This window comes from Starkeya sp. ORNL1 (assembly GCF_012971745.1).
In the GTDB taxonomy this organism is placed as follows: Bacteria; Pseudomonadota; Alphaproteobacteria; order Rhizobiales; family Xanthobacteraceae; genus Ancylobacter.
Genome location: NZ_CP048834.1, coordinates 5,830,256 through 5,852,133 on the forward strand (window position 1 = coordinate 5,830,256; position 21,878 = coordinate 5,852,133).

Genomic DNA, 21,878 nt, shown 5'->3' on the forward strand with positions numbered 1-21,878 from the left:
ATTGAATCTAGAGCACCTTCTTGTCGTTCGGATGATTCCATCCGAACGGAAAGGGCTATACCCTGCATGTCTGATGTCCGGGTGTCCAATGGCCATCGATCTCTCCACGCTCGATTTCCTCGTCGTTCCCGGCCGCGAGAATGCGCCGGCCGAACATTGGCAGTCGCATTGGCTCGGCGCCCTGCCGAACTCGAGCCGGGTGCTGCAGGAAGACTGGAGCCGTCCGGATGTCGCCGCCTGGACCGGGCGGCTCGACGCTGTGGTGGCGAGCGCGCCGCGGCGCGTGGTGCTGATCGGCCATTCGGTTGCGGTGGCGACCATCCTTCGCTGGGCCGCTGCCGCCGGGCCTGAGCAGGTGGCGAAGGTGGCGGCGGCGTTCCTTGCCGCCCCGACCAATGTCGATGATCCCGACCCGTCCTTCGACATCGTGCGCAGCTTCGCTCCGATGCCGCTCGGCAAGCTGCCGTTTCCCGCACTGGTCGCGGCGAGCCGGGACGATCCGCGCGTCACCTTCCCGCAGGCGCGGGCGTTTGCCTATGCCTGGGGCGCGGATTTCGCCGATGTCGGCGAACTCGGCCATATCGGCAGCGCCGCCCGGCTCGGCGTGTGGCCGGCCGGGCTGCTGCTGCTTGGCGGGCTGCTCGCCCGGGTCTGATTACTTGTAGGAGGCGCAGAAGGCCGGTGCGCCGGCGCCGATCATGGCGCAGCCGCGCTTGATCTCGTCGGTGATGAGGCTGCACGCATTCTGCGCATTGCAAGGCGGATGGGTCGCCGGCGATACCTCGGTGCATTGCTGCACATATTGCTGGGCCTTCGCCGCGCCTGCGGTCTGACGGCAGGGAGCGTTGTCGCCCGCAGCTGCGGGCGTGGCCGCCGGAGCGGGTTGTGCCGCCGCTTGGGTCAGCGGCACGCAGCTGGTGTCGCCGCTCGGGCAGTCGAGATAGTGGTCGAGCGTTGCGGTGCGCTGCTGCGTCAGCTCGGTAAGGCAGTTCGTGACCAGCAGCGGATAGATCGAGCCGTTGGAATAGGACGCGGTCTCGAAGGCGCATTGCTTGTCGCGGAATGCCACCCACGCCCGCTGCGCATCGCGCAGCCTCTCCTGGTCATCCTTGCCGAGCCGGGCCATCAGCGTCTTGTAGCGCTCGTTGAGCCTGGCGTCCGCGGTGTCATGCGCTGCCTTGTAGCAGGCGTTCATCGCCGGCGTATTGAGGGCGCTGCTGCAATCGGGCGCCTGGGGCGCACCGGATTGCGCCATACCTGGCGAGGCCAGCGCGACGAGGATGGAGATGGCAAGGAGCAGGCCAAGGCGCATTCACATCTTCTCCGCCAGCATCGCGAGGATCGCCTGCGCGACCTCCTTGGTCACACGGCGTTTGTACTTGCGATGGACGACCTGGCCATTGTGATACACGTCCTGCTCGACATAGAGCACCGCGCCATCCCAGCGCAGGATGTTGTCGGATTCGACGGTTTCGATCACGCCCATTTCCGGAATGAGATGGCCTTCATTGGTGCGGCTCAGCATCAGGCTTTCCTCCTGCGTCTCTTATGTGTCACGGTTTTTTCCGTTCCGTGAAATTTCGATGATAGCGCGAGCTTTGCCGCGTGGCGCGAAAATGCCGCTAGGGCGCGAAGATTAATTCCGTAGCTGCCCGGGAACTCGCGATTGGCTGCAACGTTTCGCGTGTGGGGTTCCCGACGGTGCGCCCGGTTCGGTTCGCGCGCCCAAAAGCAGGGTAGGACAATGAACATCAACGCCAAGCTGCCCGAAAAGCCGCACACCTCCCGCCGGATCGTGGTCACGGTGGGCATTGAGCGCATCGAGATCCGCTCGCTGCGCAGCGCTGTCGAGTTGCTGCGTTCACTTCGCGCCGACATCTGCGGCGAGCAGGCGGCGCGGCTGTGCGCGCAGATGCAGGAGGCGCGCTCGCCGGCCGATGTCGATGCCGCGTGGCTGGCCTTCTGCCGCTGGGCAGGAGCTTGCGGTCTCACCGGTGGCGATGACGGCCACCATCCGGTCAAGCGGGCGGCGTGACCTCTTCGGACGGCGTCGGCTCGATGTCGCCGTGACGTTGCAGCCAGAGCGCAACGGTCCAGCAGATCAAGGCCCAGGCGCTGCCGGCGCACCAGCCGGCCAGCACGTCGGTCGGCCAGTGCACGCCGAGATAGACCCGGCTGACGCCGACCATCAGCGTCAGCAGCACGGCGACGGTCAGCACATAGATCTTGATACGGCGGCGCGGCTGGGTGCGCGCCAGCAGCGCGCCGAGCGTGAGATAGGTGACCGCGGAGCCCATGGCATGCCCGCTCGGAAAGCTGAGCGTGCTGACCTCGACGAGATGGGCCACCAGATCGGGGCGCGGACGGTCGAAGCCGAACTTCAGGACATAGGTCAGCAGCGCGCCGCCTGACACCGCGATGGCGACGAGCGCGGCGCTCGCGCGCTTGCCGTCCATGACGAGATAGAACACCGCCGCCAGCGTCACGATGGTGAGCACCGTGGTCGAGCCCAGGCTGGTGATGTCGCGCATCATGATCTCGAACCAGGGCGGACCGATCGGATCGGCGAGGTCGTTCGGATTGCGGAAAGCCCGCAGCAGCCGCTCGTCGAAGCCGTGGGTTTCACCCTCCAGCACGTCTTCGGCGATCAGCGCGAAGGCGAACAGCGCGCTTGCCGCGCCGAGCAGCGTGACCAGCGTGCCGGATTCTGCAGTGATCGAGGCGGGCAGCCATCGCGCCGGGCGCACCATGTTCTCTCCGAATCTAATCTCAGGATCATTTCGTAATGCGTGCGGAACCAAAGTCCAGAGCGTGGGGTTTCAGTGATGGCACACAATGGAGGCGACCATGCTGAAGGGCGGACTTCTCTGGCTTCTCGGAATTCCCCTGCCGATCATCCTCGGTCTGTGGCTGTTCGGCTTTCTGCACTAGGGCTTCATCCTGATCGGAGGTCGGCCATGCCGGCAAAATCCAAGGCGCAGCAGAAGGCGGCGGGCGCGGCGCTCGCCGCCAAGCGCGGCGAAGAGCCGAAGAGCGCGCTCAAGGGCGCCTCGAAGGGCATGTATGAATCAATGAGCGAGAAGCAGCTTGACGAACTCGCCTCGACCAAGCGCAAGGGCAAGCCCGAACACGTTGCGAAGGGCCATTAAGACCACTGAGGCGAAACGGTTTCCTTAGGGGTTGAGTTGAGTCATTTTAGCGGGCGTCCGGAGCATGATGCCGAAAAGTGCGAAGCGGTTTTCGGATAACATCATGCTCCGTCTGTTTGGAATCGATTACGTTTCATGAAACGTGATCGAGGGCATTCGAGCGTCGAGTTGCCATGTCCGCCCGCCCCGAAAAGTGCGCCCGCCCGCAACCGTACGCGCGTCCGGAGCCGCGGCCGTGAGCACGCTCGGCTCCCAAAGCCCATCGCTGATCGCGCTGTCGATCCTCATTGCCATGGCGGCGTCCTTCACTGCGCTCGACCTTGCCGGGCGCATCCGCCACGCTGACGGCTGGGGGCGCAGGGCTTGGCTCGGCGCTGCCGCGCTCGTGCTCGGCGGCGGCATCTGGTCGATGCACTTCGTCGGCATACTGGCCTTCAGCGCGGTGATGCCGGCCACCTATGATGTCCAGCTGACGCTGCTTTCCTTCATCATCGCGCTGCTTGCCACCGGCTTCGGGTTCTATGTCGCCAGCCGCGACCAGGTAACGCTGCCTTTGATCGCCCTCAGCGGCGTCATCATGGGGTTCGGCATCGCCGGAATGCACTATACCGGCATGGCGGCGATGCATGTCGGCGCGCGCCTGAGCTACGACCCGTTTTATGTGGTGCTGTCCATCCTGATCGCGATCGGCGCGTCCACGGCGGCACTGTGGCTCGCCTTTCGCACGCATTCGCTGGGTCAGAAGCTCGCCGCCGCTGTCGCCATGGGCATTGCCATTTCCGGCATGCACTATGTCGCGATCTTCGGCACCGATTTCCAGATGCATCCCGCTGACCACCTCGCCGTCGAGCCCGCGCTGGTCGGCAGTGTGCAACTCGTCGTCGGGGTGACCGCCGCCACCTTCGTGATCCTGTGCGCGGCAGCCATGGCGGCGATCTACGACCGGCGGTTCGCCTCACTGGCGGATCGCGAGGCTATCGTGCTGCGCGAGAGCGAGGAGCGCTTTCGCTTCCTCTACCGCAAGACGCCGCTGCCACTGCATTCGCTCGGCCCCGACGGGCGCATCGAGCAGGTCAGCGATCGCTGGCTGGCGCTGCTCGGCTATGAGCGCGAGGACGTCATCGGCCATCCGATCACCGACTTCATGACGCCGGATTCCACCCGGCAGCGCAATGAGGAGCATTGGCCGCGACTGCTCGCCAGCGGCGAATTGCGCGAGGCGGAATACCGGCTGGTGGCGAAGGACGGGCGGGTGTTCGACTGCATTCTCTCCGCCGTTGCCGAGCGCGATGATGATGGCAACATCCTCCGCACATTGTGCGGCCTGATCGATGTCACCGAGCGCCGACGCGCCGAAGAGGCGCTGCGGCAGGCGCAGAAGCTGGAGGCCGTCGGCCAGCTGACGGGTGGTATCGCCCATGATTTCAACAATCTGCTGGCGGTCATCCTCGGCAATCTGGAGCTTGCCCGCAAGCGCGCGCCGGATGATGCGCGCCTGCTCCGGCTGATCGACAACACCATCCAGGGCGCCCAGCGCGGCGCGGCGCTGACGCAGCGCATGCTCGCCTTCGCCCGCCGGCAGGATCTGAAGCCAGAGCCGGTGGATGTGCCCGACCTCGTGCTCGGCATGGCGGACCTGCTGCGCCGCTCCATCGGTCCGAGCGTGCGCATCGAGACGCGCTTTCCGCTCGGCCTGGCGCGGGCGCGCGTCGACGCCAACCAGCTCGAACTCGCCTTGCTGAACCTTGCGGTGAATTCGCGCGACGCCATGCCGAATGGCGGCTCCATCGTGATCGCGGCGCGCGAGGAGGAAGTCGCCAATGACGCCTCCGAGGGCAGCGACGGCAGCGGCCTGGCGAACGGGCATTATTTCTGCCTTTCGGTCAGCGACGACGGGCCGGGCATGGACCGGGCGACGCTGGCCCGAGCCACCGAGCCGTTCTTCACCACCAAGGGCGTCGGCAAGGGCACCGGGCTCGGGCTCGCCATGGTGCACGGCCTCGCCGCGCAGTCCGGCGGCCGGCTGGTGCTCAAGAGCCAGGTGGGCGAGGGGACCACGGCAGAGATCTGGCTGCCGATCGCCGGCGTCCGGCCCGAAGTCGTGCCACCGGTGGCGCTGGTTCCCGAGGCACCGCCGGTGCCGCAGGGCGTGAGTTCGGTGCTGGTGGTGGATGACGACATTCTGGTGCTGACCTCCACCGCTGCCATGCTGGAGGACCTCGGCTATGCCACCGCGGAGGCCTCCACCGGCATGCAGGCACTGGAATTGCTGGAATCCGGCCGGACCTTCGACGTCGTGCTCACCGACCAGGCGATGCCGGGCATGACCGGCGTACAGCTTGCCGCGGCGATCAAGGCGCGCTGGCCCAATCTGCCGGTGGTGCTCGGCACCGGCTATGCCGAATTGCCCGAAGGCGCCGATCCGGACCTGCTGCGGCTTGGCAAGCCGTTCAGCCGCGACAGCCTGGAGCGGGCCGTGACGTCGGCGGCGCGCAGCCGCCGCGGCAATGTGGTGACGCTGCAGCCGCGCCACGCCTGACATTCGTTCGCGGCTATTTGCGCCCGTGAATATTATTGACGGCACGGTGACATCGCGCCGGGGAAGGACTATATCGAAATCGTCCAGGGGAGCCTCGTCAGGAGGCTGAGAGGCCATCGGCGCAAGCGGAAATTCCGCAAGCGGCATGGCGACCCTTCGAACCTGATCCAGTTTGGACTGGCGGAGGGAGGAGCGAGTGACGTCTCCGAACATTGCATATGACGAAACCGCGACCGAGGCCGCGCGGGAGAGCTTGCCGCGTGGGCGCTGGGACGGCGACAACGCCATGCGTGTGACCGTGGTCGGCGCCGGCGTCGCTGGCCTGACCTGCGCCCACGCCTTCGCCAGACGTGGTGCGAAGGTTACCGTGGTGGAGCGCAATCCCGGCTCGGGGCAGGGCTGTTCCTGGTACGCCGGCGGCATGCTGGCGCCGTGGTGCGAGCGCGAGAGCGCGGAGCCGCTGGTCGCGGAACTCGGCTTCGAATCCCTCGAATACTGGCGCGCCGAGGTTCCCGACGTGCCGCTGGAGGGCAGCCTGGTATTGGCGCAGCCGCGCGATTTGCCGGATCTGCGGCGCTTCGCCCGGCGCACCGAGGGTTTCGAATGGATCGACGGCGAGAAGCTCGGCGCGCTGGAGCCAGATCTCGATGGCCGCTTCGACCAGGGCCTGTTCTTTCCCACCGAAGCCCATCTCGAGCCGCGCAAGGCACTCGCCGCGCTGACACGCAAGCTGACCGACGAACTCGGCGTCGCCATCATCTATCAGGAGAACGGGCTGGATGCCGAAGCCGGCCGCGCCGGCGAGAGCGACATCACCGTTGATTGCCGGGGTATTGCCGCCCGCGACCAGCTTGCTGATCTCCGCGGCGTCAAGGGCGAGATGCTGGTGCTGTTCACCCGCGAGATCGCCTTGAAGCGCCCGGTGCGCATGCTGCATCCGCGCATCCCGGTCTATGTGGTGCCGCGCGGCGACGGGCATTTCATGATCGGCGCCACCTCGATCGAGAATGACGAGCGCGGCCGCGTCACCGGCCGCTCCATGCTGGAGCTGCTGTCCGCCGCCTATGCGCTGCACCCGGCGTTTGGCGAGGCCGAGGTGGTGGAGATCGGCGCCGATGTCCGTCCGGCCTTTCCCGACAATCTGCCGCGCATCCGCAAACGTGGGCAGACCATCTATGTCAACGGCTTCTACCGCCACGGCTTCCTTCTGGCTCCCGCGCTGGCGCGACGGGCGGCGGAGGTGGCGTTCGACGGGGCCCATTTCCCGGAGGTGATGGATGAACATCGTCGTGAATGGTGAGGCGTCGCAGACCGGCGCCCGCACGCTCGCCGAACTCATCGTCGAACTCGAGCTCGGCGATGCCAAGGTAGCGACGGCACTGAACGGCGCCATGGTGCGTGCGGTCAAGCGCGACGCCACGCCGATCGCGGAAGGTGACCGCGTGGAAATCCTCGCCCCCATGCAGGGCGGCTGAGAGGACGCAAGAATGGACGCACTCAATCCCAAGCCAGACATGGTCGAGTTCTACGGCACCGCGGTGACTTCGCGGCTGCTGCTCGGCACCGCGCAATATCCCTCGCCGGCGATTCTCGCCGCGGCGATCCGGGCTTCCGGCGCGGAGATCGTCACCGTGTCGCTGCGCCGCGAATCCGGGGCCTCCAAAGCCGGCCAGAGCTTCTGGTCGCTGATCCGCGAGCTCGGCGTGAAGGTGCTGCCCAACACCGCCGGCTGCAAGACGGTGAAGGAAGCCGTCACCACTGCGGAGATGGCGCGCGAACTGTTCGGCACCGACTGGGTGAAGCTGGAGGTGATCGGCGAGGACGACACGCTGCAGCCCGACGTGTTCGGCCTGGTCGAGGCGGCGCGCATCCTGTCGCGCGACGGCTTCCAGGTGTTCCCCTACACCACCGAGGACCTCGTGGTGGCGGAGAAGCTGGTCTCAGCCGGCTGCGAGGTACTGATGCCGTGGGGCGCGCCGATCGGCTCCGGCCGCGGGCTGAACAACCCTTACGGCCTGCGTTCGCTGCGCGCGCATTTCCCCGGCATCCCGATGGTGGTCGATGCCGGCATCGGCGTGCCCTCCCATGCCGCGGCGGCGATGGAGATGGGCTATGACGCGGTGCTGCTGAACACCGCGGTCGCCAAGGCCGGCGATCCGGTGCGCATGGCGCGCGCCTTCGCCCGCGCCATCGAGGCCGGGCGCGAGGCGGTGCTTGCCGATCCGATGGAAGTGCGCGACATGGCGGCGCCGTCCACCCCGGTCATGGGCCGTGCGGTGTTGGGAGATTGATAGTGGCCGACAAGCTTCTCGACCCCTTCTACCTCATCGTCGACCGTGCCTCATGGCTGCCGCGCCTGTTGCCGCAGGGCGTGAAGCTGGTGCAACTGCGCGCCAAGGACATCAACGAGGCGGCGCTGCGCCACGAGATTGCGGAGGCGCGCGAACTGTGCGCCCGCTATGGTGCGCAGCTCATCATCAATGATTACTGGAAGCTCGCCATCGAGCTTGGCTGCGACTACGTGCATCTCGGCCAGGAGGACCTCGCCGAGGCCGATGTGCCGGCGATCCGCAGCGCCGGCGTGAAGCTCGGCCTCAGCACGCATGACGAGGCGGAGCTGGAGACCGCGCTGCTCGCCAGGCCCGATTATGTGGCGCTCGGCCCGATCTACCCGACCATCCTGAAGGCGATGAAGTGGGCGCCGCAGGGGTTGGCGCGCATCCGCGCCTGGAAGGAGCGGGTAGGGGAGGTGCCGCTGGTGGCGATCGGCGGTCTCACCATCGAGCGCGCCGCCGGCTGCTTCGAGGCCGGCGCCGACAGCGTTGCGGTGGTGACCGACGTGCTGCTCAACGCCGACCCGGAAGCGCGCGCCCGCGAATGGGTGCTGGCGACCCGCGAGCCGGCGTGAATGACCGTCATCCCCGGCCTCGCGCCGGGGATGACGATTCCCGACAATACATCAGAGGCCGAGATGGCCGGGACAAGCCCGGCCATGATGGTGCAAGCAGGTCGGCGTCTTCACCCCGCCCCTCGCTCGCGCAGCCTTGCCAGCAGCACGCCGAGCTCCGGCGGTGGTTTCTGCTCGATGCGGGCATACTCGCGCCCGTCGGGCGTGCGCCGCATCAGGCCGAGACCGATCAGCTCCCGGCGCAACAGGGCGTAGTCGCCGAAATGGTGCCAGCGGTTCATCAGGTCATTGACCTGCCGCTCGGCAAAGACTTCGCGGGCTGGAATCCGCGACCACAGCACCCACAGACACAGGAGCTGCTGGTTCCGCCGGGTCGGCCAGCGGACAATGCGTCCGTCGCCGTCGAACAGGCGCATCGCCTTCGCGCAGCGGGCGTGATCGGGCGCCGGCTGGGGCAGGGGCGGATCGCCTGGACGCTGACGGAACTCCACGTCGGCGCGGTAGTGCTGGAAGTTCCGGAAGCCGGCCGCGCGGGCCAGCAGGTTCAGCAGTTCGACATGGCCCGGCATGCGTTCGAGCTTGCCGAGACCATCGCGCAGGGAGCGGGCGAGGGCGGAAATGTCCGCGACCTCATAGGCCAGTTGGAGCCTGGGCATGACTTATCCTCGATGTGCGCCGTTCCGTTGAGGATCGTCGAGGTTGCCGTCTTGCGACTCGGCACAAGGACAAGTGCGGGTCATCGGTAGAGGTGCAGGTTTAGCTCCCCTCGCGGGGCGGCAACGCCTCGGTGAACTGCAGACCGTGGCGTGTATCTACCGGCGGCAGGCGGACAAGTCCAGACCCCCGCTACTCGGCCGCCGTCAGCCAGCCGGCGCCGAACTGACGTTCCATCTCGCGGCGCAGACGCACCGTGTCGTTGTCGGGAACGGCGACATCCGCCCAGCCGACGATCTCGCCCTCGCTTATGTCGCGATTGAGCGTCACGCCGTGGGCGAGGCCGATGGGCAGGCCGCCGCGGGCGAGCGAGGTCGCGGCGGGGAAGAGCTTGCCCCACACCGTGAAGCCGCCTTCGCCGTCCAGCGTCTCGCCGGCCTTGAGGTCGCGCTTCGCCACGGCCACCACGTCGGCATTGAACTGCTCGGCGACGCCGGTAGCCTCATGGCGCAACGCGGCTGCGGCGACGCTGACGCCGAGCTCCAGCCCGATCATGTGATAGGGGCGATAGAGCGCGGTGTAGCGGCCGGAGGCGTCTGTCAGCACGCCATATTCCCTGAAGCAGCGGCGGGCATAGTCGCCGCTCGGCGCCTCGTCGGCCTCGAACACCACATAGACGCCCCAGCGCAGGTCGCGGAAAACCGGGCGGCCGTCGCGCTCGAGGCTGGAGACGGTTTCGACCATGCCCGTGCGCTCCAGGACACCGCCATGCGCCCTGGGCCGCAGGATAGTGGCGAGATCGTCGACGCCGCAGGGCGGAAACAGCAGGCCGTCGGAGGGCGCCGCGAGCCCGGTCGCATTGGCGATGGCGGCCATCTCGATGGAGGATTTGGTGCCGTCGGCAAAGGAGTTGAACATCTGCGCATTCATGCCGCCACGCGCCGCCTCTTCCGCGGTGAGGCCGTAAAAGTCCCAGATCGTGTCCGGCGTCGAGCGGTGATAGGCCGGCAGATATTTCGTGCCCTTGCCGGCGGCGACGACGCGGAAGCCGCAGGTCTCCGCCCAGTCGACCATGTCGCAGACCAATGCCGGCTGGTCTCCATAGGCCATGGAATAGATCACGCCGGCCGCCTTTGCCCGCGCCGCCAGTAATGGCCCGACCAGCACGTCGGCCTCGACGGTGACCATGACGATATGGCGGCCATTGGCGATGGCGCTGAGGGCATGGCGGGCGCCGGCGGCGGGATTGCCGGTGGCTTCCACCACGACGTCGAGCCCGCCGGTCGCGATCAGCGCCTCGGCATCCTGCGTGAGCATGGTACGCCCGGTCCGCAGTGCTTCGTCGAATGAGCTGGCGATCGCCGCGTCCGCGTCCCAGCCGGTCCGGACCAGCGCTGCGCGGGCGCGCTCAACCGAGAGATCGGCAATGCCGAGGAGATGCAGGCCCGGCGCGGTGCGCACCTGCGACAGGAACATCGAGCCGAACTTGCCGGCGCCGATCAGCCCCACGCGAACCGGATTGCCCGCGCTGGCGCGGGCCTTGAGCATGCGGGCGAGATTCATGGTGTGGCGTCCTTGGCGTTTCCTCGGATGCGCCTTTCCGGCGCTTGTCGTCGCGGTAGGCAGTGTAATCGAGCACGCCGCTACGGAAAGCCGGAACCGTTGCCCCACATATGAACAAAAGATGAAGAGCTCGTTACGGCGTAATTCAGCAAAAAAGGGCAAGAGTGCGGAAACCAATCGGCGAGACTGCGGTTTTCATTGCCGCGGCATCATCTAAGCTCATTGGTGGTCGGGGGCTGGCATCATGCGACTGTCGAGATTTCGCGCACTTGGTGCGCTCGTGGCCGTGCTTGCAGGCATCATGCTGTTCGCGGCACCTGCCGCCGCGGAAAATCCCTTTATCAGCTTCCTGCGGGGCGACTGGCTGCGGCCGCGCCCCTCAGCGCCCATGTCCTATGCACCAGCTATGCCGGACCGGGACGGGCTCTCCATCACGGTGACGCCGCGCCGTCCGCGCACCAGCGGTGGGGGTGGCGTCGTCTATTGCGTGCGCACCTGTGACGGGCGCTATTTTCCGCTGACCGGCGTGTCCTCCTCCACCCACGAGGTGGCGGTCGAGCGCTGCAACAGCTTCTGCCCGGCCTCGCCGACCAAGGTGTTCACCTCCTATGACCGCGAGGCCGGCATCGACGCCGCCCGCTCCAAGGACGGGGCGGCCTATTCCTCGCTCGAACACGCCTATGCCTATCGCACCGAGATCAGCCCGAGCTGCACCTGCAATACCAGCAGCACCATGGGCGTCGCGCCGATGGATGTGATGGACGATCCGACGCTGAAGGCCGGCGATCTCGTCGTCACCGCGAACGGCGTGATGGTGTTCCGCGGCGACAAGGCGCTACCGCATCGCGAGCGCGAATTCACCTCGGCGGTCGACGACCGCAAATTGCCGGCCGCGACCCGCCGGCAGATCGAGGCGCTGGAGATGGCGTCCGGCCTGGCACAAGGCCCGGCCACCGCCACGGCCGCCGCGCCGGGGTTGTGAGGTCGGGCTGCGTTCAACTGCGTAACCCGCCTGCCACCGAAAATGCACTTCCGAAAAGAACCACGTCATCCAGAGGTGCTCGGGCAACGCCCGAGCCTCGAAGGATACCCGTCCCCGATCAAACGCCTACTGGTTCAGCATCCTTCGAGCCTCGCGGAGCCTGTCCTCGGGCTTGCCAAAGGCAAGACCCGTGGGCTCGCACCTCAGGATGACGCGGCTCGCTGTGCCGTGAGCCTCAGCGCCGGGCGCGGTTCTGGATGGCGCGGATGCGGTCGGCAAGGGTCGGGGCCGTTGGCGCCGTCGTCGGACCGGTGGCCTCGTCGCTCTCCCGGTTTTCGTCGTTCGCCGCCAGTATCGCCCGGATCGGGGAATCCGGGCCTTCGAGCACCGCGGTCATGTGCACCACCTCGGCGGCGATGTCGCTCAGCCGATCGCGCAGCATGGCATCCGCGGCGCTTGGTTCGGCTGCGATGGCCCCGTTGGCGGCTTCCGCCGGGCGGGTCTCAAGCGCGCTGCTCAGCCGGGCACGATCCTCGCGCACCTGGGTGAGGGCGCCTTCCAGCATCGTCTTCTCGGCCCGCAGCATCTCGATGGAATCGCGCAACTGCCGGGCGACACCGTCGGCCTCCTGCTTCGCCGCCGCGGCTTCGCCAGCGATGCGGGCGAGCTCGGCCTGCGCAGCGCGGTGCGCGTCTTCGCTGCCCCCGGCGCGGTTGGAAAGCTCCGAAGCCTTGGCCTCCAGCGCAGCGACGTGCTGCGCAAGCGCCTCGGCCTCGGTGCGGCTGGCGGCAAGCGCGGCTTCGACCTCGGTCAGCCGTCCGCCCAGTTCTTCGGCCCGCAGGCGCTCGGTGCCCAGCGTCTCGATCGCCTGACGCAGCGAGCCGCGATCGTCGCCGAGCAGCGCCTGGGTCGCGGCGAACTCACGCTGCAGATCGGCGATCTGGTCTCGTAGGCCGTCGGCCTCGGCGGTGAGAGCGACATTCTCGACCCGCAAACTGTCGGACAGGCTCGTCGCCTCATTGAACCGGTCGATCATGGCGGCGAGGTGCTGCTGCGCCGTCCCGTGGGCGGTACTGAGCGCAGCGAAGGCGCCGTCGCGCTCCGCCAGTTCGTCGACATGGCGGAAGGAGACCTCGGCGAAGCCGGTATTGGCAGTTTCCAGCTCCGCAATGCGGGCAATGCCGGCGTCGCGCTCGGTGCGCAGCTGGAAGAGCTCGGCGCCTTGCTTCGAGAGCTGCTCGAACTGCGTCACGGTGCGCTCGCGCAGCAGGTCGGCATCATGCTCCAGCCGCCGTGCGCTCATGGCGAACTCGGCGCGAAGCTGGTCCTTGTCGGCCTGGATTTCGGCCATCGACACCGGGATGGCGCCCTCGATCCGCTTGGTGGTGAGGCGCACGGCACGCCGCCACACCGCCGGCAGGATGAGCAGCGCCAGCAGCGTCGCGAGCAGGAAGCCCAATGCGGAATACATGATCGCCAAGATCATGCGAATGTCTCACCTCGAATACGCAGGAACCGTAGGGAACATGAACCTTGGGGACAAGCTTAGCGCGAAAAACCGATATTCAACGCGAAAAGCTGCACAGGAAAGTGGCCTGGGAACGTCAAAACGGCCGGGATGGCTCCCGGCCGTTTGCAGCAAAACCTAGAAATGCGTCAGAAGGGGTTCCAGGTCGCGGTCGGCGTGAATTTGAGATAGCCGACATTGGCGCCAAGGCGCACGCCGACGCCGGAGCGGATCGGCACCACCACCATCGGGTCGGCGGCGAGCGCGGTCATGCCGAAACCGGCCACGAAATAGGCCGAACCGGAGATGCCGCCGAAGCGGCGGAAGATGTCGTTTATCGAGCGCAGGTTGTACACGAGGATCATGGTGCGCGCGCCGTCGCCGCCGAAGTCCCAGCCGAGCGACGGGCCCTGCCAGAACACCTTCATGTCGCCGGCGTTGCGGGTATAGAGCGTGCCCTCGCCGTAGCGCAGGCCGCCGACAAAGGCGCCGGAGCCTTCCTGGCCGAGGATGTAGCCGTTGGGCTGGCCCCATTTGCCGTAGGCCCGCTCGATCGACAGCGCCAGGCCGCGGGAGACCTCACCGAAGAAACCGTGGCCCTTCGAGACCAGTTCGTCCTGGGAATAGGCGCCCGGCTGCTGCTGGGCGCTCGCCGGAACGGCGAGTAAAGGCAGCACCAGGAGGGCGAGGCAGGCGATCAAGGAGCGCAGCTTCGGCATTTGGCGTCTCACAAATGGCTTCACGGGAAATGGGCGTGGGCCCCGGACGTGACGCTGCCGTCGCCGCCCGACTCCCGGTAATCAATAACACGGAGTGCGACCTTGGAAAGGCGCGGCGTTGCCGGACCGCGCGAAAGCCGGGCGATGTTGCCCTTATGCCCGGTCTGCGCTCATGCCGCAGCGGCGATGCGGCCCCGCGCCAGGAAGGCGGGCACGATGTAGCGCTCATTGGTGCGGCCATAGGCGATGGGGACGCCATCCGGCCGGGTCACGCTGCCGCCGGCGGCGCGCAGGATGGCGTGGCCGGCCGCAAGGTCCCATTCGCACACCGGCGACAACCGTGGGTAGATGTCGGCGAGGCCCTCGGCGACGAGGCCGAGTTTCAGCGCGGACCCGCAACTGACGCGCTCCTTGATGCCGAGCGCATCGAGCAGGCGCTCGGTATCGGCGTCGAGATGCGAACGGCTCGCCACCGCGATGAGGTCGCTCGCAGGTGCGATGCGGCAGCCGATCGGACGCCAGAGCTGGCGCTCGGCCGTTGCGCCGGGATGCAGGTCGGCCCGGAAGGCGCCCTCGGGTCCGCCGACATAGAGCCGTTCGACCGCTGGCGCATAGAGCGCGCCGAGCGTCGGCACGCCATCCTCGACGAGGCCGATATTGATGGTGAACTCGCCGCGCTCGGCAATGAATTCGCGGGTGCCGTCAAGCGGATCGACGAGCAGGAAGGTGGCGCCCGGGGTCTCGCCGCGGCCCTGCGACACCGCTTCCTCCGCGATCACCGGCACGCCGGGCAGCAGCTTTTCGAGGCGCGCGCGCAGCAATTCCTCGGAGGCGAGGTCGGCGGCGGTGACCGGGCTCTCATCGGCCTTGGTGCCGGCCTCGAAGCCCTCGGCGCGGATGCGCATCACCACCGCGCCCGCGGCAAGCGCCGCCTCGGCGAGGCCGATCAGCAGCGCGGGATCGCGCGTGGCGGAGGAGGGGGCGGGGATCAGTGCTGCGTCGGTGTGCGATGTATCAAGGGGCATGGTGAGGTTCGGCCGCTGCCGGCGCTGCCGAGTTGGACTGCCGGTGGCGGCGGTGTATCACAAGCCGTGTGCCGGCCGCACCCTTTGCGCGATTCGCGCTGCTGCTCCTTGCCCATGTTTTCGACAGGAATCCGATGACGACCGCCATCGACCTCGACAGTCTCGACCTCGCCGCGCTGCTGTGCTCGCGTGTGTGCCATGATGTCATCAGCCCGGTCGGCGCCATCGTCAACGGGATCGAAGTGCTCGAGGACGACAACGACCCGAGCATGCGCGAGTTCGCGCTGGACCTCATCGCCAAGAGTGCGCGGCAGGCTTCCGCCCGTCTGCAATTCGCCCGGCTCGCCTTCGGCGCTTCGGGCTCGGCGGGGGCGCAGATCGACACCGGCGATGCCGAACAGGTGGCCAAGGGCTTCATCCAGGATGACCGCACCACGCTGAACTGGCTAGTGCCGCGCGCCATCCTGCCGAAGAACCGGGTGAAGCTGCTGCTGAACCTGCTCATGGTCGCCGGCGCCACCATCCCGCGCGGCGGCACCATCACCGTGGAGCCGGTCGGCGAGGGCGAGGCCGCCGGCTTCAAGCTGCGCACCGAAGGCACCAGCGCGCGCATCCCGCCGCAGCTGCAGGGCCTGCTGGACGGCGCGGCGAGCGAAGGCGGCAGCATCGACGCCCATGCGGTGCAGCCGCATTATACCGGCTTGCTGGCCCGCGCCGTCGGCGTCGAGATCAAGCTCGCGCTCGATGGCGAAGGCGTCGCCATCCTCGCCGCGCCGGCGACCGCCGACAGCGTGGCGTGAGGGCAGGCTCGGCTCGAGCATCCTTCGTCGCCCGGCTTTGCCGGGCACCTCAGGATGACGTTGCGCCTAAGGAACCACGTCATCCTGAGCTGCTCGCGCAGCGAGCCTCGAAGCATGCTCACGCAGGACAACCTCGGCCCAGCCGCTGCGGAAAGTGCGGGATATCGGCGTAGAGTCCAATACCGTTTCAGCAGACGTTAACGCGGCTTCGCCGACACTCGCGGCGGTGCGTCCTGCCGGCGCGTGCCGCCTGTTCCGTGTTGCCGGCGCGTATGGATCATCATGAGCCGTCCTGTTACCGAGGTGCTGGTCTTCGCCCTCGACGGCATGCGCTTCGCGCTGCCGACTGCCGGCGTGGTGGAGCAGCTTGTCATTGACGGCGACCGCCTGCGCCGTCTGGCACGCCTTGCCGAGACCGGCGTGCTCGGCGCCAGCGGCTTGCCCTTGCTGCGCTTGTCGAGCCGGCTCGGCATAGGCGCGCCCGCCCAGTTGCGCGCCGGGTCGCTGCTGCTGGTCGGCGAGGCCGGCCGCGTGCGCGGCACGGTGCTGCTCGATGCCGAACCGGTCATCACCTTCGCCGAACTGCGCGCCATGCCCGCCACCGTGCCAGAGGCGCCGGCACGCCAGGCAGCGCTCGTCGCCGGCATCGCCGTGCTGCCGGCCGGCGAACGGGCGATCCTGTTGCAGATCCCCACCGGCATCCTGCGCGAGAGCGCGCCGGAAGTTGCGGAGCCGGGCCCCCGGGCGCTGGTCGTGGCGCCTGCGGGAGCGCCGCGCGACCGCCTGCGTACGCTGCTGCGCCGTCTCGGCCATGAAGTGTCGCTCGCGGAGGATCCGCGCGCGGCGCGGCTCTCCGGGCGGCGCTTCGATACCATCGTGCTCGATCTCGATGCCTTCGCCGCGGAGGCCATCGAGCCGCGCGACGGCGTCCGCCTCATCGCCTGCAGTGCCGCTGCATTGCCGCGCGTGCCAAACGGCTTCGACAGCGCTATCCTCGCGGGTGACGTTGCGTCGCTCATCGCGGCGCTGGCGCAGCGCAAGACATTGGCGGCCTGACAAGGTGACGACATAGATGGATGCTTCGACGGTCCGCTCGGATACGGCTGGTGCGACGGTGCCGCACGTCGTCGCCGAGCTCGGTCCGATATGGCTGGCTATACCCGCCGACGAGGTGGTCGAGCTGTTCATCCCCGAGCGCATCCTCGCTCTGCCGCTGGCGCCCGACGGCATTGCCGGGCTTTGCCATCTGCGCGGGCGTGCCGCCGCGGCGATCGACCTTCGGCAGATGTTTCCCGAGCTTGGCCCGCCGCCGGCCCGCTCCCCTGTCGCGGTCGGGCTGGAGAGCAATGGCGGCTTCTACGCGCTGCTGGTCGACGACATTGAGGGCATGGCCGGGCTCGATCACTCCGGCGCCGAGACGGCACCACCGACGCTGCTTGGCCGGTTCGCCAACGGCGTCCATCCGCACGGCAGCCGAACGCTTGTCCGGCTCGACGTGGCCTGCCTGCTCACTGAAGCCGAGCGCATCAGCGGCCCCGCATTGACGCGCGGCGACCGGCAATCCGCTTGAGGAGGCGGCTTCCATGAAAACCTGCCTCGTCGCCGACGATTCCAGCGTCATTCGCAAGGTGGTCCGCCACATCCTCGAGGGCCACGGGTTCACCGTTTCCGAGGCTGCCGACGGACGCCAGGCGCTCGACCAGGTGGGGCGGCACATGCCCGACGGCATATTGCTCGACTGGAGCATGCCGGCGATGGACAGTTTCGACTTCCTGCGCGCGCTGCGCGCCATGCCGGGCGGCGACCATCCGAAGGTGGTGTTCTGCGCGGTGGAGAACGAACTCGCGGTGATCGCCCGCGCCATGCATGCCGGGGCCGACGATACGCTGCTGAAGCCCTTCGACCGCGAAGTGCTGAGCGCCAAGCTGCACCAGGTCGGGCTGATCTGATTTTCTTGTCCCCCGATGTCATCCCGGACGGCCGTCAGGCCGATCCGGGATCGCGTGCCGAAAGGGGCGCATAATCGGCGCGCGATCCCGGCTCTGCGCTTCGCTCCGGCCGGGATGACGACGAGCAGGGAATGCGCATGCTACACTTCCGCTCATGACGCGCATGGCCCGCTTCCCCCTCCTGTCTCGCCTCCTGCTGGTGCTGGCCTTGCTGGCGCTCGGCGGCGAACTCGCGGCGCCGGCATTCGCGACCGCGCTCAGTGCCGGACGCGACATGCCCTGCCATGAACAGATGCGGACGCCCTTGCACGCGGCGGATGGGCCGGTCGCCGCCCGCGGCGAACATCGTCACGGCACCGCGCCGCAACCGGCTGTCGGCCATCTGTGCTGCGCGCTGGCCTGCCTCGTCATCGCGCCGGCGGGGGAGGGGCCGATCCTGTCGCCGGCGCGGAGCGTCGCGGCATGGGATGGTCCTGCGGCGTCCGCATTGACCGGACTCGCCCTGCCGATCCCGGTGCCGCCGCCGCGAACCATCTCCTGAAACCCCGACGATCCCTGCCGCGTTGCTCCGCCTTCATCGGGCGGGAGTGCAGCGGCGCATCCTTCATTCAGGAGACGACAATCATGACCATCATCCGTTCCGCCGTGCTCGGCATCCTGGCGCTGGCGCTCGCCGGCGCTGCCGCGTCCGCGCAGACCATGAACATGCCCGGCATGGACCACAGCAGCCATATGCAGCAAGGCGCTGCGGCGAATCCGTCATCCGAGGCGTTCGAGCGGGCCAATACCCGCATGCATCAGGGCATGACGATGCCCTTCACCGGAGACACCGATATCGACTTCGCCAAGGGGATGATCCCGCACCATCAGGGCGCGATCGACATGGCGAAGATCGAGCTGCAATACGGCAAGGATGCCGAGATGAGGAAGCTCGCCGAGGAGATCATCAAGGCACAGGAAAGCGAGATCGCCTTCCTGAAGGCCTGGCTGGCGAAGCAGGGGAAGTAGTCGATCTGCTTCAACGTCCTTCGAGGCCGGGGCGTTGCCCCGCCGCCTCAGGATGACGTCGCAATTAATTGCACCACGTCATCCTGAGGTGCGAGCGTTAGCGAGCCTCGAAGGATGTTCCAGCCGAGTGACGCTCCCGTCCGCCAAAACAAAAACCCCGCCTCGCGGCGGGGTTTTTCTGTCCGGCGAACCCGGAAGGCGCGGCTCAGGCCGGGATGCGTTCCTCGCTGTCGGTGGGCTCGCGCAGCACATAGCCGCGGCCCCACACCGTCTCGATATAGTTGCGGCCGGAGGAGGCATTGGCGAGCTTCTTGCGCAGCTTGCAGATGAAGACGTCGATGATCTTCAGCTCCGGCTCGTCCATGCCGCCATAGAGATGATTGAGGAACATCTCCTTGGTCAGCGTCGTGCCCTTGCGCAGCGAGAGGAGCTCCAGCATCTGGTACTCCTTGCCGGTCAGGTGCACGCGGGCAGCGGAGACTTCCACCGTCTTGGTGTCGAGATTGACGATGAGGTCGCCGGTCTGGATGACCGACTGGGCGTGGCCCTTGGAGCGGCGCACGATGGCGTGGATGCGGGCGACCAGCTCGTCCTTGTGGAACGGCTTGGTGAGATAGTCGTCGGCGCCGAAGCCGAGGCCCTTCACCTTGTCCTCGATGCCGGCGAGGCCGGAGAGGATGAGGATCGGCGTCTTCACCTTGGCGACGCGCAATCCCTTCAGGACATCATAGCCCGACATGTCGGGCAGATTGAGGTCGAGGAGGATGATGTCGTAGTCATAGAGCTTGCCGAGATCGACGCCCTCTTCACCGAGATCCGTCGTATAGACGTTGAAGCTCTCGGACTTCAGCATCAATTCGATGCTCTGCGCGGTCGCGCGGTCGTCCTCGATGAGCAAGACGCGCATGCCAATCCCCTTCCCTCGCCACGGCCTTTAAGGGGTCAAAACACACGTTGGCCACACCGGCCCGAGCGTTGCTCTTCCCCGCGCCCGGCTTGGCACACCGATTCGACACTCAATAGAATAGAGGTAACAAAACCTGATTCCCCTGCACAAGCGGAAACGCGAAAATATGTTCGAGTCTTACCGCAAGCGCCTGTATCGGAAAAAGATTTTGGCAACCCCAGACTTTGAGTCACGTCTTAACGATTGGGCCTAAGTGAATCTTGCGACTCGCCTTTTCACGCGCGTCGCCAGAATGCACCGGACGTGACACGATCATTAACGGAGCCGGTAAACAAATCGTTTCCATCTCGTTGCCAACTCGAAGAAAGGTGGAACAGACGGGCATCCGGCCGGCGTGGGGTAAGGAAGCGGCAACCTGTCCTTGCGATGATGATGTCGTGCCGTCGCGTAAGGATGGTGCAGGTCGGCACGGCGATGCGGCAAATTGGAATGAATGCGGCAACCGGATGCTAACCTGAGTATCGGAGTATCAGCCGTATGAAATCCCGTGACACGCTCGCCCGCCTCAAGCGGTTCCAGGCCGAAGAAAAGCGTCGGCACTTCGTGCAGATCGAGACCATGATCGCCGATTTCGAGCGCATGGCCACCGATCTCGATCGCGAGATCGCCGCCGAGCAGCAGCGCTCGGGCATTTCCGACCCCAATCATTTCGCCTATCCGACCTATGCCCGTGCCGCCGCGACGCGCCGCGACAATCTCAAGCGCTCGGCCGACGAATTGAAGCAGCAACTCGACGAAGCCCGCGAGGCGCTCGACGCAGCGATGGACGAATTGCGCAAGGTCGAGGCGCTGGGTGAGCGCGAGCGCACCGAGACGCCGGTGGAGATCGCCCGCGCCGGTGCCGCGCGGCTGCGTCACGGCGCGACGATCTGAGCTTCCAGCCTCGCAGGGCCGATGCGCGGGCACCGCCCACGCTGACAGATCTATTTGCAGAAGCTGCTTATTTGTAGAAACCGACGCCGCAGATCAGCGTGCCGACCTTGGTTACATAGCTCTCCTTGGCCACCGGCTTGGTTTCGCCGAGCCGCGGAAATACATAATCGACCTCGGTGATCTGGCCTTCCTTGGCCTTCGCGAGCATTTCCTTGCCGAATTGCTTGCCGGCGGCATCCTTCAAGGTGTTGAGGTTGCTTCCCGCTTGCGCCGGATCGGGATGCGCCAAGGTTGCGCCATCCGCGCCGTTGCAGAACACATAGAGGTCGCGGTCGCCGAAGCCGTCGGCGCGCTTGCGGAATTTCTCCAGCGCCGCCTTCTGGTCCGCCTTGAGGGCGGTGACCGCCCGCTCCAGCATGGCCTTGGCTTCCGCCGCCGTGCCGAACTGGCCCTGCGCCGATGCGCTGCCGGCGAGCGCCAGCGTCAGCACCGCCCAGGCCATGATGTGTTTCCACATTGCCGCCTCCCGTTTTCGTTGGGCGTGAAGCTAGCAGCGGGTGGGATGGTGTCGAGGCCGCTTACCGTTCGATCACCGGGATCTGTGGCGCCGCAGCTAACGGCAGGGTGCCGTTGAGGCGCGGATCGTCCGCCACCTCTATGGCGCGGGCATAGGCGGTGAAGCCGGCCTTCAGATAGAAGCCCACCGCCGCCGGATGATCGAGCGTGCAGGTGTGCACCATCAGCCGCTCGACCGAGCGCGACCAGACGATCTCGTTCGCCCGGTTCATCAGGAAGCGCCCGGCGCCGGCGCCGGTGAATTCCGGCACCACGCCGAAGAAGGCCAGCTCGACCAGCGCCGGCGCCTGCCGGAAATCGAGTTCGAGCAGGCCGACGTCGGCGCCATCGTGGGTGAGGGCATACAGCTCGACCAAGGGATCGCCGATGATGGCGAGCAGCGCCTCATCACTCAACTCCAGGCGGGACAGCCACAGCCAGTCCTCGCCGATGCGGCGGAACAGCGCGCGGTACCAGTCCGGCTGCGGTGTCTCGACCCTGCGTACCGCGAGGGCGGCCTCCGGCTCGCGCATCCGGGCAGGGCGGGCGCGCATCTCCAGATAGGTGACGACGGAGGCGATCTTGCCGGCGGGGATGGGCGTGTAGCCGTCGAGATCGAGCGTGGGGGATGTGTCGGACATGGCGGGTGGATTATAGCGTTCGGCGGCGGTGGGGAAGTT

At 67.1% G+C, this 21,878-nt stretch carries 27 protein-coding genes and 1 riboswitch; of the genes, 16 read left to right on the forward strand and 11 right to left on the reverse strand.

The genetic code is table 11. The features are described from left to right. The first annotated feature begins 88 nt into the window (after positions 1-88). Positions 89-655 carry an alpha/beta hydrolase gene (locus tag G3545_RS27305; RefSeq protein ID WP_170017445.1) on the forward strand — a complete coding sequence of 189 codons (567 nt, stop codon included), beginning with the start codon at positions 89-91 and terminating at the stop codon, positions 653-655. On the opposite strand, the gene G3545_RS27310 is transcribed toward G3545_RS27305, so the two are convergent. Together G3545_RS27310 and G3545_RS27315 are read right to left on the reverse strand one after the other, a co-directional pair. Then, positions 656-1,312: a lysozyme inhibitor LprI family protein gene (locus G3545_RS27310; RefSeq protein ID WP_170017446.1), complete on the reverse strand. Its 657-nt coding sequence runs from the start codon at positions 1,310-1,312 to the stop codon at positions 656-658. After that, positions 1,313-1,525, reverse strand: a complete 213-nt coding sequence (locus G3545_RS27315) for a hypothetical protein (protein WP_170017447.1) — start codon at positions 1,523-1,525, stop codon at positions 1,313-1,315. It lies immediately after the preceding gene. A gap of 219 nt (positions 1,526-1,744) precedes the next feature. Here G3545_RS27315 and G3545_RS27320 point away from each other — a divergent pair, with 219 nt between their 5' ends. Beyond that, positions 1,745-2,035, forward strand: a complete 291-nt coding sequence (locus tag G3545_RS27320; RefSeq protein WP_170017448.1) for a hypothetical protein — start codon at positions 1,745-1,747, stop codon at positions 2,033-2,035. Here the strand turns inward: G3545_RS27320 and G3545_RS27325 are convergent. Continuing rightward, entirely contained in the window at positions 2,019-2,750 is a 732-nt protein-coding gene (locus tag G3545_RS27325) for a phosphatase PAP2 family protein (RefSeq protein ID WP_170017449.1), read from the reverse strand. The two genes, G3545_RS27320 and G3545_RS27325, sit on opposite strands and share 17 nt — an antisense overlap. 207 nt (positions 2,751-2,957) lie before the next feature. Between G3545_RS27325 and G3545_RS27330 the strand changes: the two genes are divergently transcribed. The 6 genes from G3545_RS27330 to G3545_RS27355 all read left to right on the forward strand — a co-directional run bounded on the left by G3545_RS27330 (position 2,958) and on the right by G3545_RS27355 (position 8,596). Beyond that, positions 2,958-3,149 carry a DUF3008 family protein gene (locus G3545_RS27330; protein ID WP_170017450.1) on the forward strand — a complete coding sequence of 64 codons (192 nt, stop codon included), beginning with the start codon at positions 2,958-2,960 and terminating at the stop codon, positions 3,147-3,149. Positions 3,150-3,384: 235 nt separating this feature from the next. Then, complete coding sequence (locus tag G3545_RS27335) at positions 3,385-5,688, forward strand: MHYT domain-containing protein (RefSeq protein WP_246702586.1); 2,304 nt, start codon at positions 3,385-3,387, stop codon at positions 5,686-5,688. A gap of 75 nt (positions 5,689-5,763) precedes the next feature. Further along, positions 5,764-5,894, forward strand: a riboswitch (TPP riboswitch). An 80-nt stretch (positions 5,895-5,974) separates the two neighbouring features. Continuing rightward, a complete protein-coding gene (thiO, locus tag G3545_RS27340; protein WP_170018301.1) occupies positions 5,975-6,988 on the forward strand; it encodes a glycine oxidase ThiO in 1,014 nt (337 codons plus the stop codon). Further along, positions 6,966-7,163: a sulfur carrier protein ThiS gene (thiS, locus tag G3545_RS27345; RefSeq protein ID WP_170017451.1), complete on the forward strand. Its 198-nt coding sequence runs from the start codon at positions 6,966-6,968 to the stop codon at positions 7,161-7,163. Before thiO ends, thiS begins: the two co-directional genes overlap by 23 nt. A gap of 39 nt (positions 7,164-7,202) precedes the next feature. Beyond that, positions 7,203-7,979 carry a thiazole synthase gene (locus tag G3545_RS27350; protein ID WP_170018302.1) on the forward strand — a complete coding sequence of 259 codons (777 nt, stop codon included), beginning with the start codon at positions 7,203-7,205 and terminating at the stop codon, positions 7,977-7,979. Positions 7,980-7,981: 2 nt separating this feature from the next. Further along, on the forward strand, positions 7,982-8,596 hold the full coding sequence (locus tag G3545_RS27355) for a thiamine phosphate synthase (RefSeq protein WP_170017452.1): 615 nt from the start codon (positions 7,982-7,984) through the stop codon (positions 8,594-8,596). A gap of 110 nt (positions 8,597-8,706) precedes the next feature. Here G3545_RS27355 and G3545_RS27360 read toward each other — a convergent pair whose 3' ends face one another. Together G3545_RS27360 and G3545_RS27365 are read right to left on the reverse strand one after the other, a co-directional pair. After that, positions 8,707-9,252 carry a DUF2087 domain-containing protein gene (locus G3545_RS27360; protein WP_170017453.1) on the reverse strand — a complete coding sequence of 182 codons (546 nt, stop codon included), beginning with the start codon at positions 9,250-9,252 and terminating at the stop codon, positions 8,707-8,709. A 190-nt stretch (positions 9,253-9,442) separates the two neighbouring features. Further along, positions 9,443-10,813 carry an SAF domain-containing protein gene (locus tag G3545_RS27365; protein WP_170017454.1) on the reverse strand — a complete coding sequence of 457 codons (1,371 nt, stop codon included), beginning with the start codon at positions 10,811-10,813 and terminating at the stop codon, positions 9,443-9,445. Positions 10,814-11,093: 280 nt separating this feature from the next. Here G3545_RS27365 and G3545_RS27370 point away from each other — a divergent pair, with 280 nt between their 5' ends. Further along, positions 11,094-11,795, forward strand: coding sequence for a DUF2865 domain-containing protein (locus G3545_RS27370; RefSeq protein WP_170017455.1), 702 nt, complete (start codon positions 11,094-11,096; stop codon positions 11,793-11,795). Between the two features lie 235 nt (positions 11,796-12,030). Here G3545_RS27370 and G3545_RS27375 read toward each other — a convergent pair whose 3' ends face one another. From G3545_RS27375 to cysQ, 3 genes are all read right to left on the reverse strand, one after another. Continuing rightward, entirely contained in the window at positions 12,031-13,281 is a 1,251-nt protein-coding gene (locus tag G3545_RS27375; protein WP_170017456.1) for a hypothetical protein, read from the reverse strand. A 170-nt stretch (positions 13,282-13,451) separates the two neighbouring features. Beyond that, the gene (locus G3545_RS27380) at positions 13,452-14,021 is read right to left on the reverse strand and encodes a DUF1134 domain-containing protein (RefSeq protein ID WP_170017457.1); all 570 of its coding nucleotides are present in this window, start codon (positions 14,019-14,021) and stop codon (positions 13,452-13,454) included. Positions 14,022-14,191: 170 nt separating this feature from the next. After that, positions 14,192-15,046: a 3'(2'),5'-bisphosphate nucleotidase CysQ gene (gene cysQ, locus G3545_RS27385; protein WP_170017458.1), complete on the reverse strand. Its 855-nt coding sequence runs from the start codon at positions 15,044-15,046 to the stop codon at positions 14,192-14,194. Between the two features lie 134 nt (positions 15,047-15,180). Between cysQ and G3545_RS27390 the strand changes: the two genes are divergently transcribed. From G3545_RS27390 to G3545_RS27415, 6 genes are all read left to right on the forward strand, one after another. Further along, complete coding sequence (locus G3545_RS27390; RefSeq protein WP_170017459.1) at positions 15,181-15,846, forward strand: histidine phosphotransferase family protein; 666 nt, start codon at positions 15,181-15,183, stop codon at positions 15,844-15,846. A gap of 282 nt (positions 15,847-16,128) precedes the next feature. Further along, complete coding sequence (locus G3545_RS27395) at positions 16,129-16,902, forward strand: chemotaxis protein CheW (protein ID WP_170017460.1); 774 nt, start codon at positions 16,129-16,131, stop codon at positions 16,900-16,902. A gap of 16 nt (positions 16,903-16,918) precedes the next feature. Next, positions 16,919-17,416, forward strand: coding sequence for a chemotaxis protein CheW (locus G3545_RS27400; protein ID WP_170017461.1), 498 nt, complete (start codon positions 16,919-16,921; stop codon positions 17,414-17,416). Between the two features lie 13 nt (positions 17,417-17,429). Continuing rightward, entirely contained in the window at positions 17,430-17,795 is a 366-nt protein-coding gene (locus tag G3545_RS27405) for a response regulator (RefSeq protein ID WP_170017462.1), read from the forward strand. Between the two features lie 163 nt (positions 17,796-17,958). Then, positions 17,959-18,336, forward strand: a complete 378-nt coding sequence (locus tag G3545_RS27410; RefSeq protein WP_170017463.1) for a hypothetical protein — start codon at positions 17,959-17,961, stop codon at positions 18,334-18,336. Positions 18,337-18,419: 83 nt separating this feature from the next. After that, positions 18,420-18,803 (forward strand): DUF305 domain-containing protein, encoded by a 384-nt coding sequence (locus G3545_RS27415; RefSeq protein WP_170017464.1) that lies wholly within the window; start codon positions 18,420-18,422, stop codon positions 18,801-18,803. A gap of 205 nt (positions 18,804-19,008) precedes the next feature. Here the strand turns inward: G3545_RS27415 and G3545_RS27420 are convergent, their stop codons facing one another. Then, complete coding sequence (locus tag G3545_RS27420; protein WP_170017465.1) at positions 19,009-19,710, reverse strand: response regulator transcription factor CtrA; 702 nt, start codon at positions 19,708-19,710, stop codon at positions 19,009-19,011. A 537-nt stretch (positions 19,711-20,247) separates the two neighbouring features. Here G3545_RS27420 and fliJ point away from each other — a divergent pair. After that, positions 20,248-20,643, forward strand: a complete 396-nt coding sequence (gene fliJ, locus G3545_RS27425; protein WP_170017466.1) for a flagellar export protein FliJ — start codon at positions 20,248-20,250, stop codon at positions 20,641-20,643. A 67-nt stretch (positions 20,644-20,710) separates the two neighbouring features. Here the strand turns inward: fliJ and G3545_RS27430 are convergent, their stop codons facing one another. Then, positions 20,711-21,160 carry a cache domain-containing protein gene (locus G3545_RS27430; RefSeq protein ID WP_170017467.1) on the reverse strand — a complete coding sequence of 150 codons (450 nt, stop codon included), beginning with the start codon at positions 21,158-21,160 and terminating at the stop codon, positions 20,711-20,713. A gap of 61 nt (positions 21,161-21,221) precedes the next feature. After that, a complete protein-coding gene (locus tag G3545_RS27435) occupies positions 21,222-21,839 on the reverse strand; it encodes a GNAT family N-acetyltransferase (RefSeq protein WP_170017468.1) in 618 nt (205 codons plus the stop codon). Between the last annotated feature and the right edge of the window lie 39 nt (positions 21,840-21,878).

Coding starts and splice junctions, on each gene's coding strand:
- G3545_RS27350 (WP_170018302.1), top strand. CDS start 7,203: ATGGTCGAGTTCTACGGCACCGCGGTGACTTCGCGGCTGCTGCTCGGC.
- G3545_RS27375 (WP_170017456.1), bottom strand. CDS start 13,281: ATGATCTTGGCGATCATGTATTCCGCATTGGGCTTCCTGCTCGCGACG.
- G3545_RS27405 (WP_170017462.1), top strand. CDS start 17,430: ATGAAAACCTGCCTCGTCGCCGACGATTCCAGCGTCATTCGCAAGGTG.
- G3545_RS27400 (WP_170017461.1), top strand. CDS start 16,919: ATGGATGCTTCGACGGTCCGCTCGGATACGGCTGGTGCGACGGTGCCG.
- G3545_RS27395 (WP_170017460.1), top strand. CDS start 16,129: ATGAGCCGTCCTGTTACCGAGGTGCTGGTCTTCGCCCTCGACGGCATG.
- G3545_RS27330 (WP_170017450.1), top strand. CDS start 2,958: ATGCCGGCAAAATCCAAGGCGCAGCAGAAGGCGGCGGGCGCGGCGCTC.
- G3545_RS27360 (WP_170017453.1), bottom strand. CDS start 9,252: ATGCCCAGGCTCCAACTGGCCTATGAGGTCGCGGACATTTCCGCCCTC.
- G3545_RS27430 (WP_170017467.1), bottom strand. CDS start 21,160: ATGTGGAAACACATCATGGCCTGGGCGGTGCTGACGCTGGCGCTCGCC.
- G3545_RS27325 (WP_170017449.1), bottom strand. CDS start 2,750: ATGGTGCGCCCGGCGCGATGGCTGCCCGCCTCGATCACTGCAGAATCC.
- G3545_RS27305 (WP_170017445.1), top strand. CDS start 89: ATGGCCATCGATCTCTCCACGCTCGATTTCCTCGTCGTTCCCGGCCGC.
- G3545_RS27310 (WP_170017446.1), bottom strand. CDS start 1,312: ATGCGCCTTGGCCTGCTCCTTGCCATCTCCATCCTCGTCGCGCTGGCC.
- G3545_RS27415 (WP_170017464.1), top strand. CDS start 18,420: ATGACCATCATCCGTTCCGCCGTGCTCGGCATCCTGGCGCTGGCGCTC.
- G3545_RS27365 (WP_170017454.1), bottom strand. CDS start 10,813: ATGAATCTCGCCCGCATGCTCAAGGCCCGCGCCAGCGCGGGCAATCCG.
- G3545_RS27320 (WP_170017448.1), top strand. CDS start 1,745: ATGAACATCAACGCCAAGCTGCCCGAAAAGCCGCACACCTCCCGCCGG.
- G3545_RS27315 (WP_170017447.1), bottom strand. CDS start 1,525: ATGCTGAGCCGCACCAATGAAGGCCATCTCATTCCGGAAATGGGCGTG.
- G3545_RS27390 (WP_170017459.1), top strand. CDS start 15,181: ATGACGACCGCCATCGACCTCGACAGTCTCGACCTCGCCGCGCTGCTG.
- G3545_RS27420 (WP_170017465.1), bottom strand. CDS start 19,710: ATGCGCGTCTTGCTCATCGAGGACGACCGCGCGACCGCGCAGAGCATC.
- G3545_RS27410 (WP_170017463.1), top strand. CDS start 17,959: ATGGCCCGCTTCCCCCTCCTGTCTCGCCTCCTGCTGGTGCTGGCCTTG.
- G3545_RS27380 (WP_170017457.1), bottom strand. CDS start 14,021: ATGCCGAAGCTGCGCTCCTTGATCGCCTGCCTCGCCCTCCTGGTGCTG.
- fliJ (WP_170017466.1), top strand. CDS start 20,248: ATGAAATCCCGTGACACGCTCGCCCGCCTCAAGCGGTTCCAGGCCGAA.
- G3545_RS27435 (WP_170017468.1), bottom strand. CDS start 21,839: ATGTCCGACACATCCCCCACGCTCGATCTCGACGGCTACACGCCCATC.
- cysQ (WP_170017458.1), bottom strand. CDS start 15,046: ATGCCCCTTGATACATCGCACACCGACGCAGCACTGATCCCCGCCCCC.
- thiS (WP_170017451.1), top strand. CDS start 6,966: ATGAACATCGTCGTGAATGGTGAGGCGTCGCAGACCGGCGCCCGCACG.
- thiO (WP_170018301.1), top strand. CDS start 5,975: ATGCGTGTGACCGTGGTCGGCGCCGGCGTCGCTGGCCTGACCTGCGCC.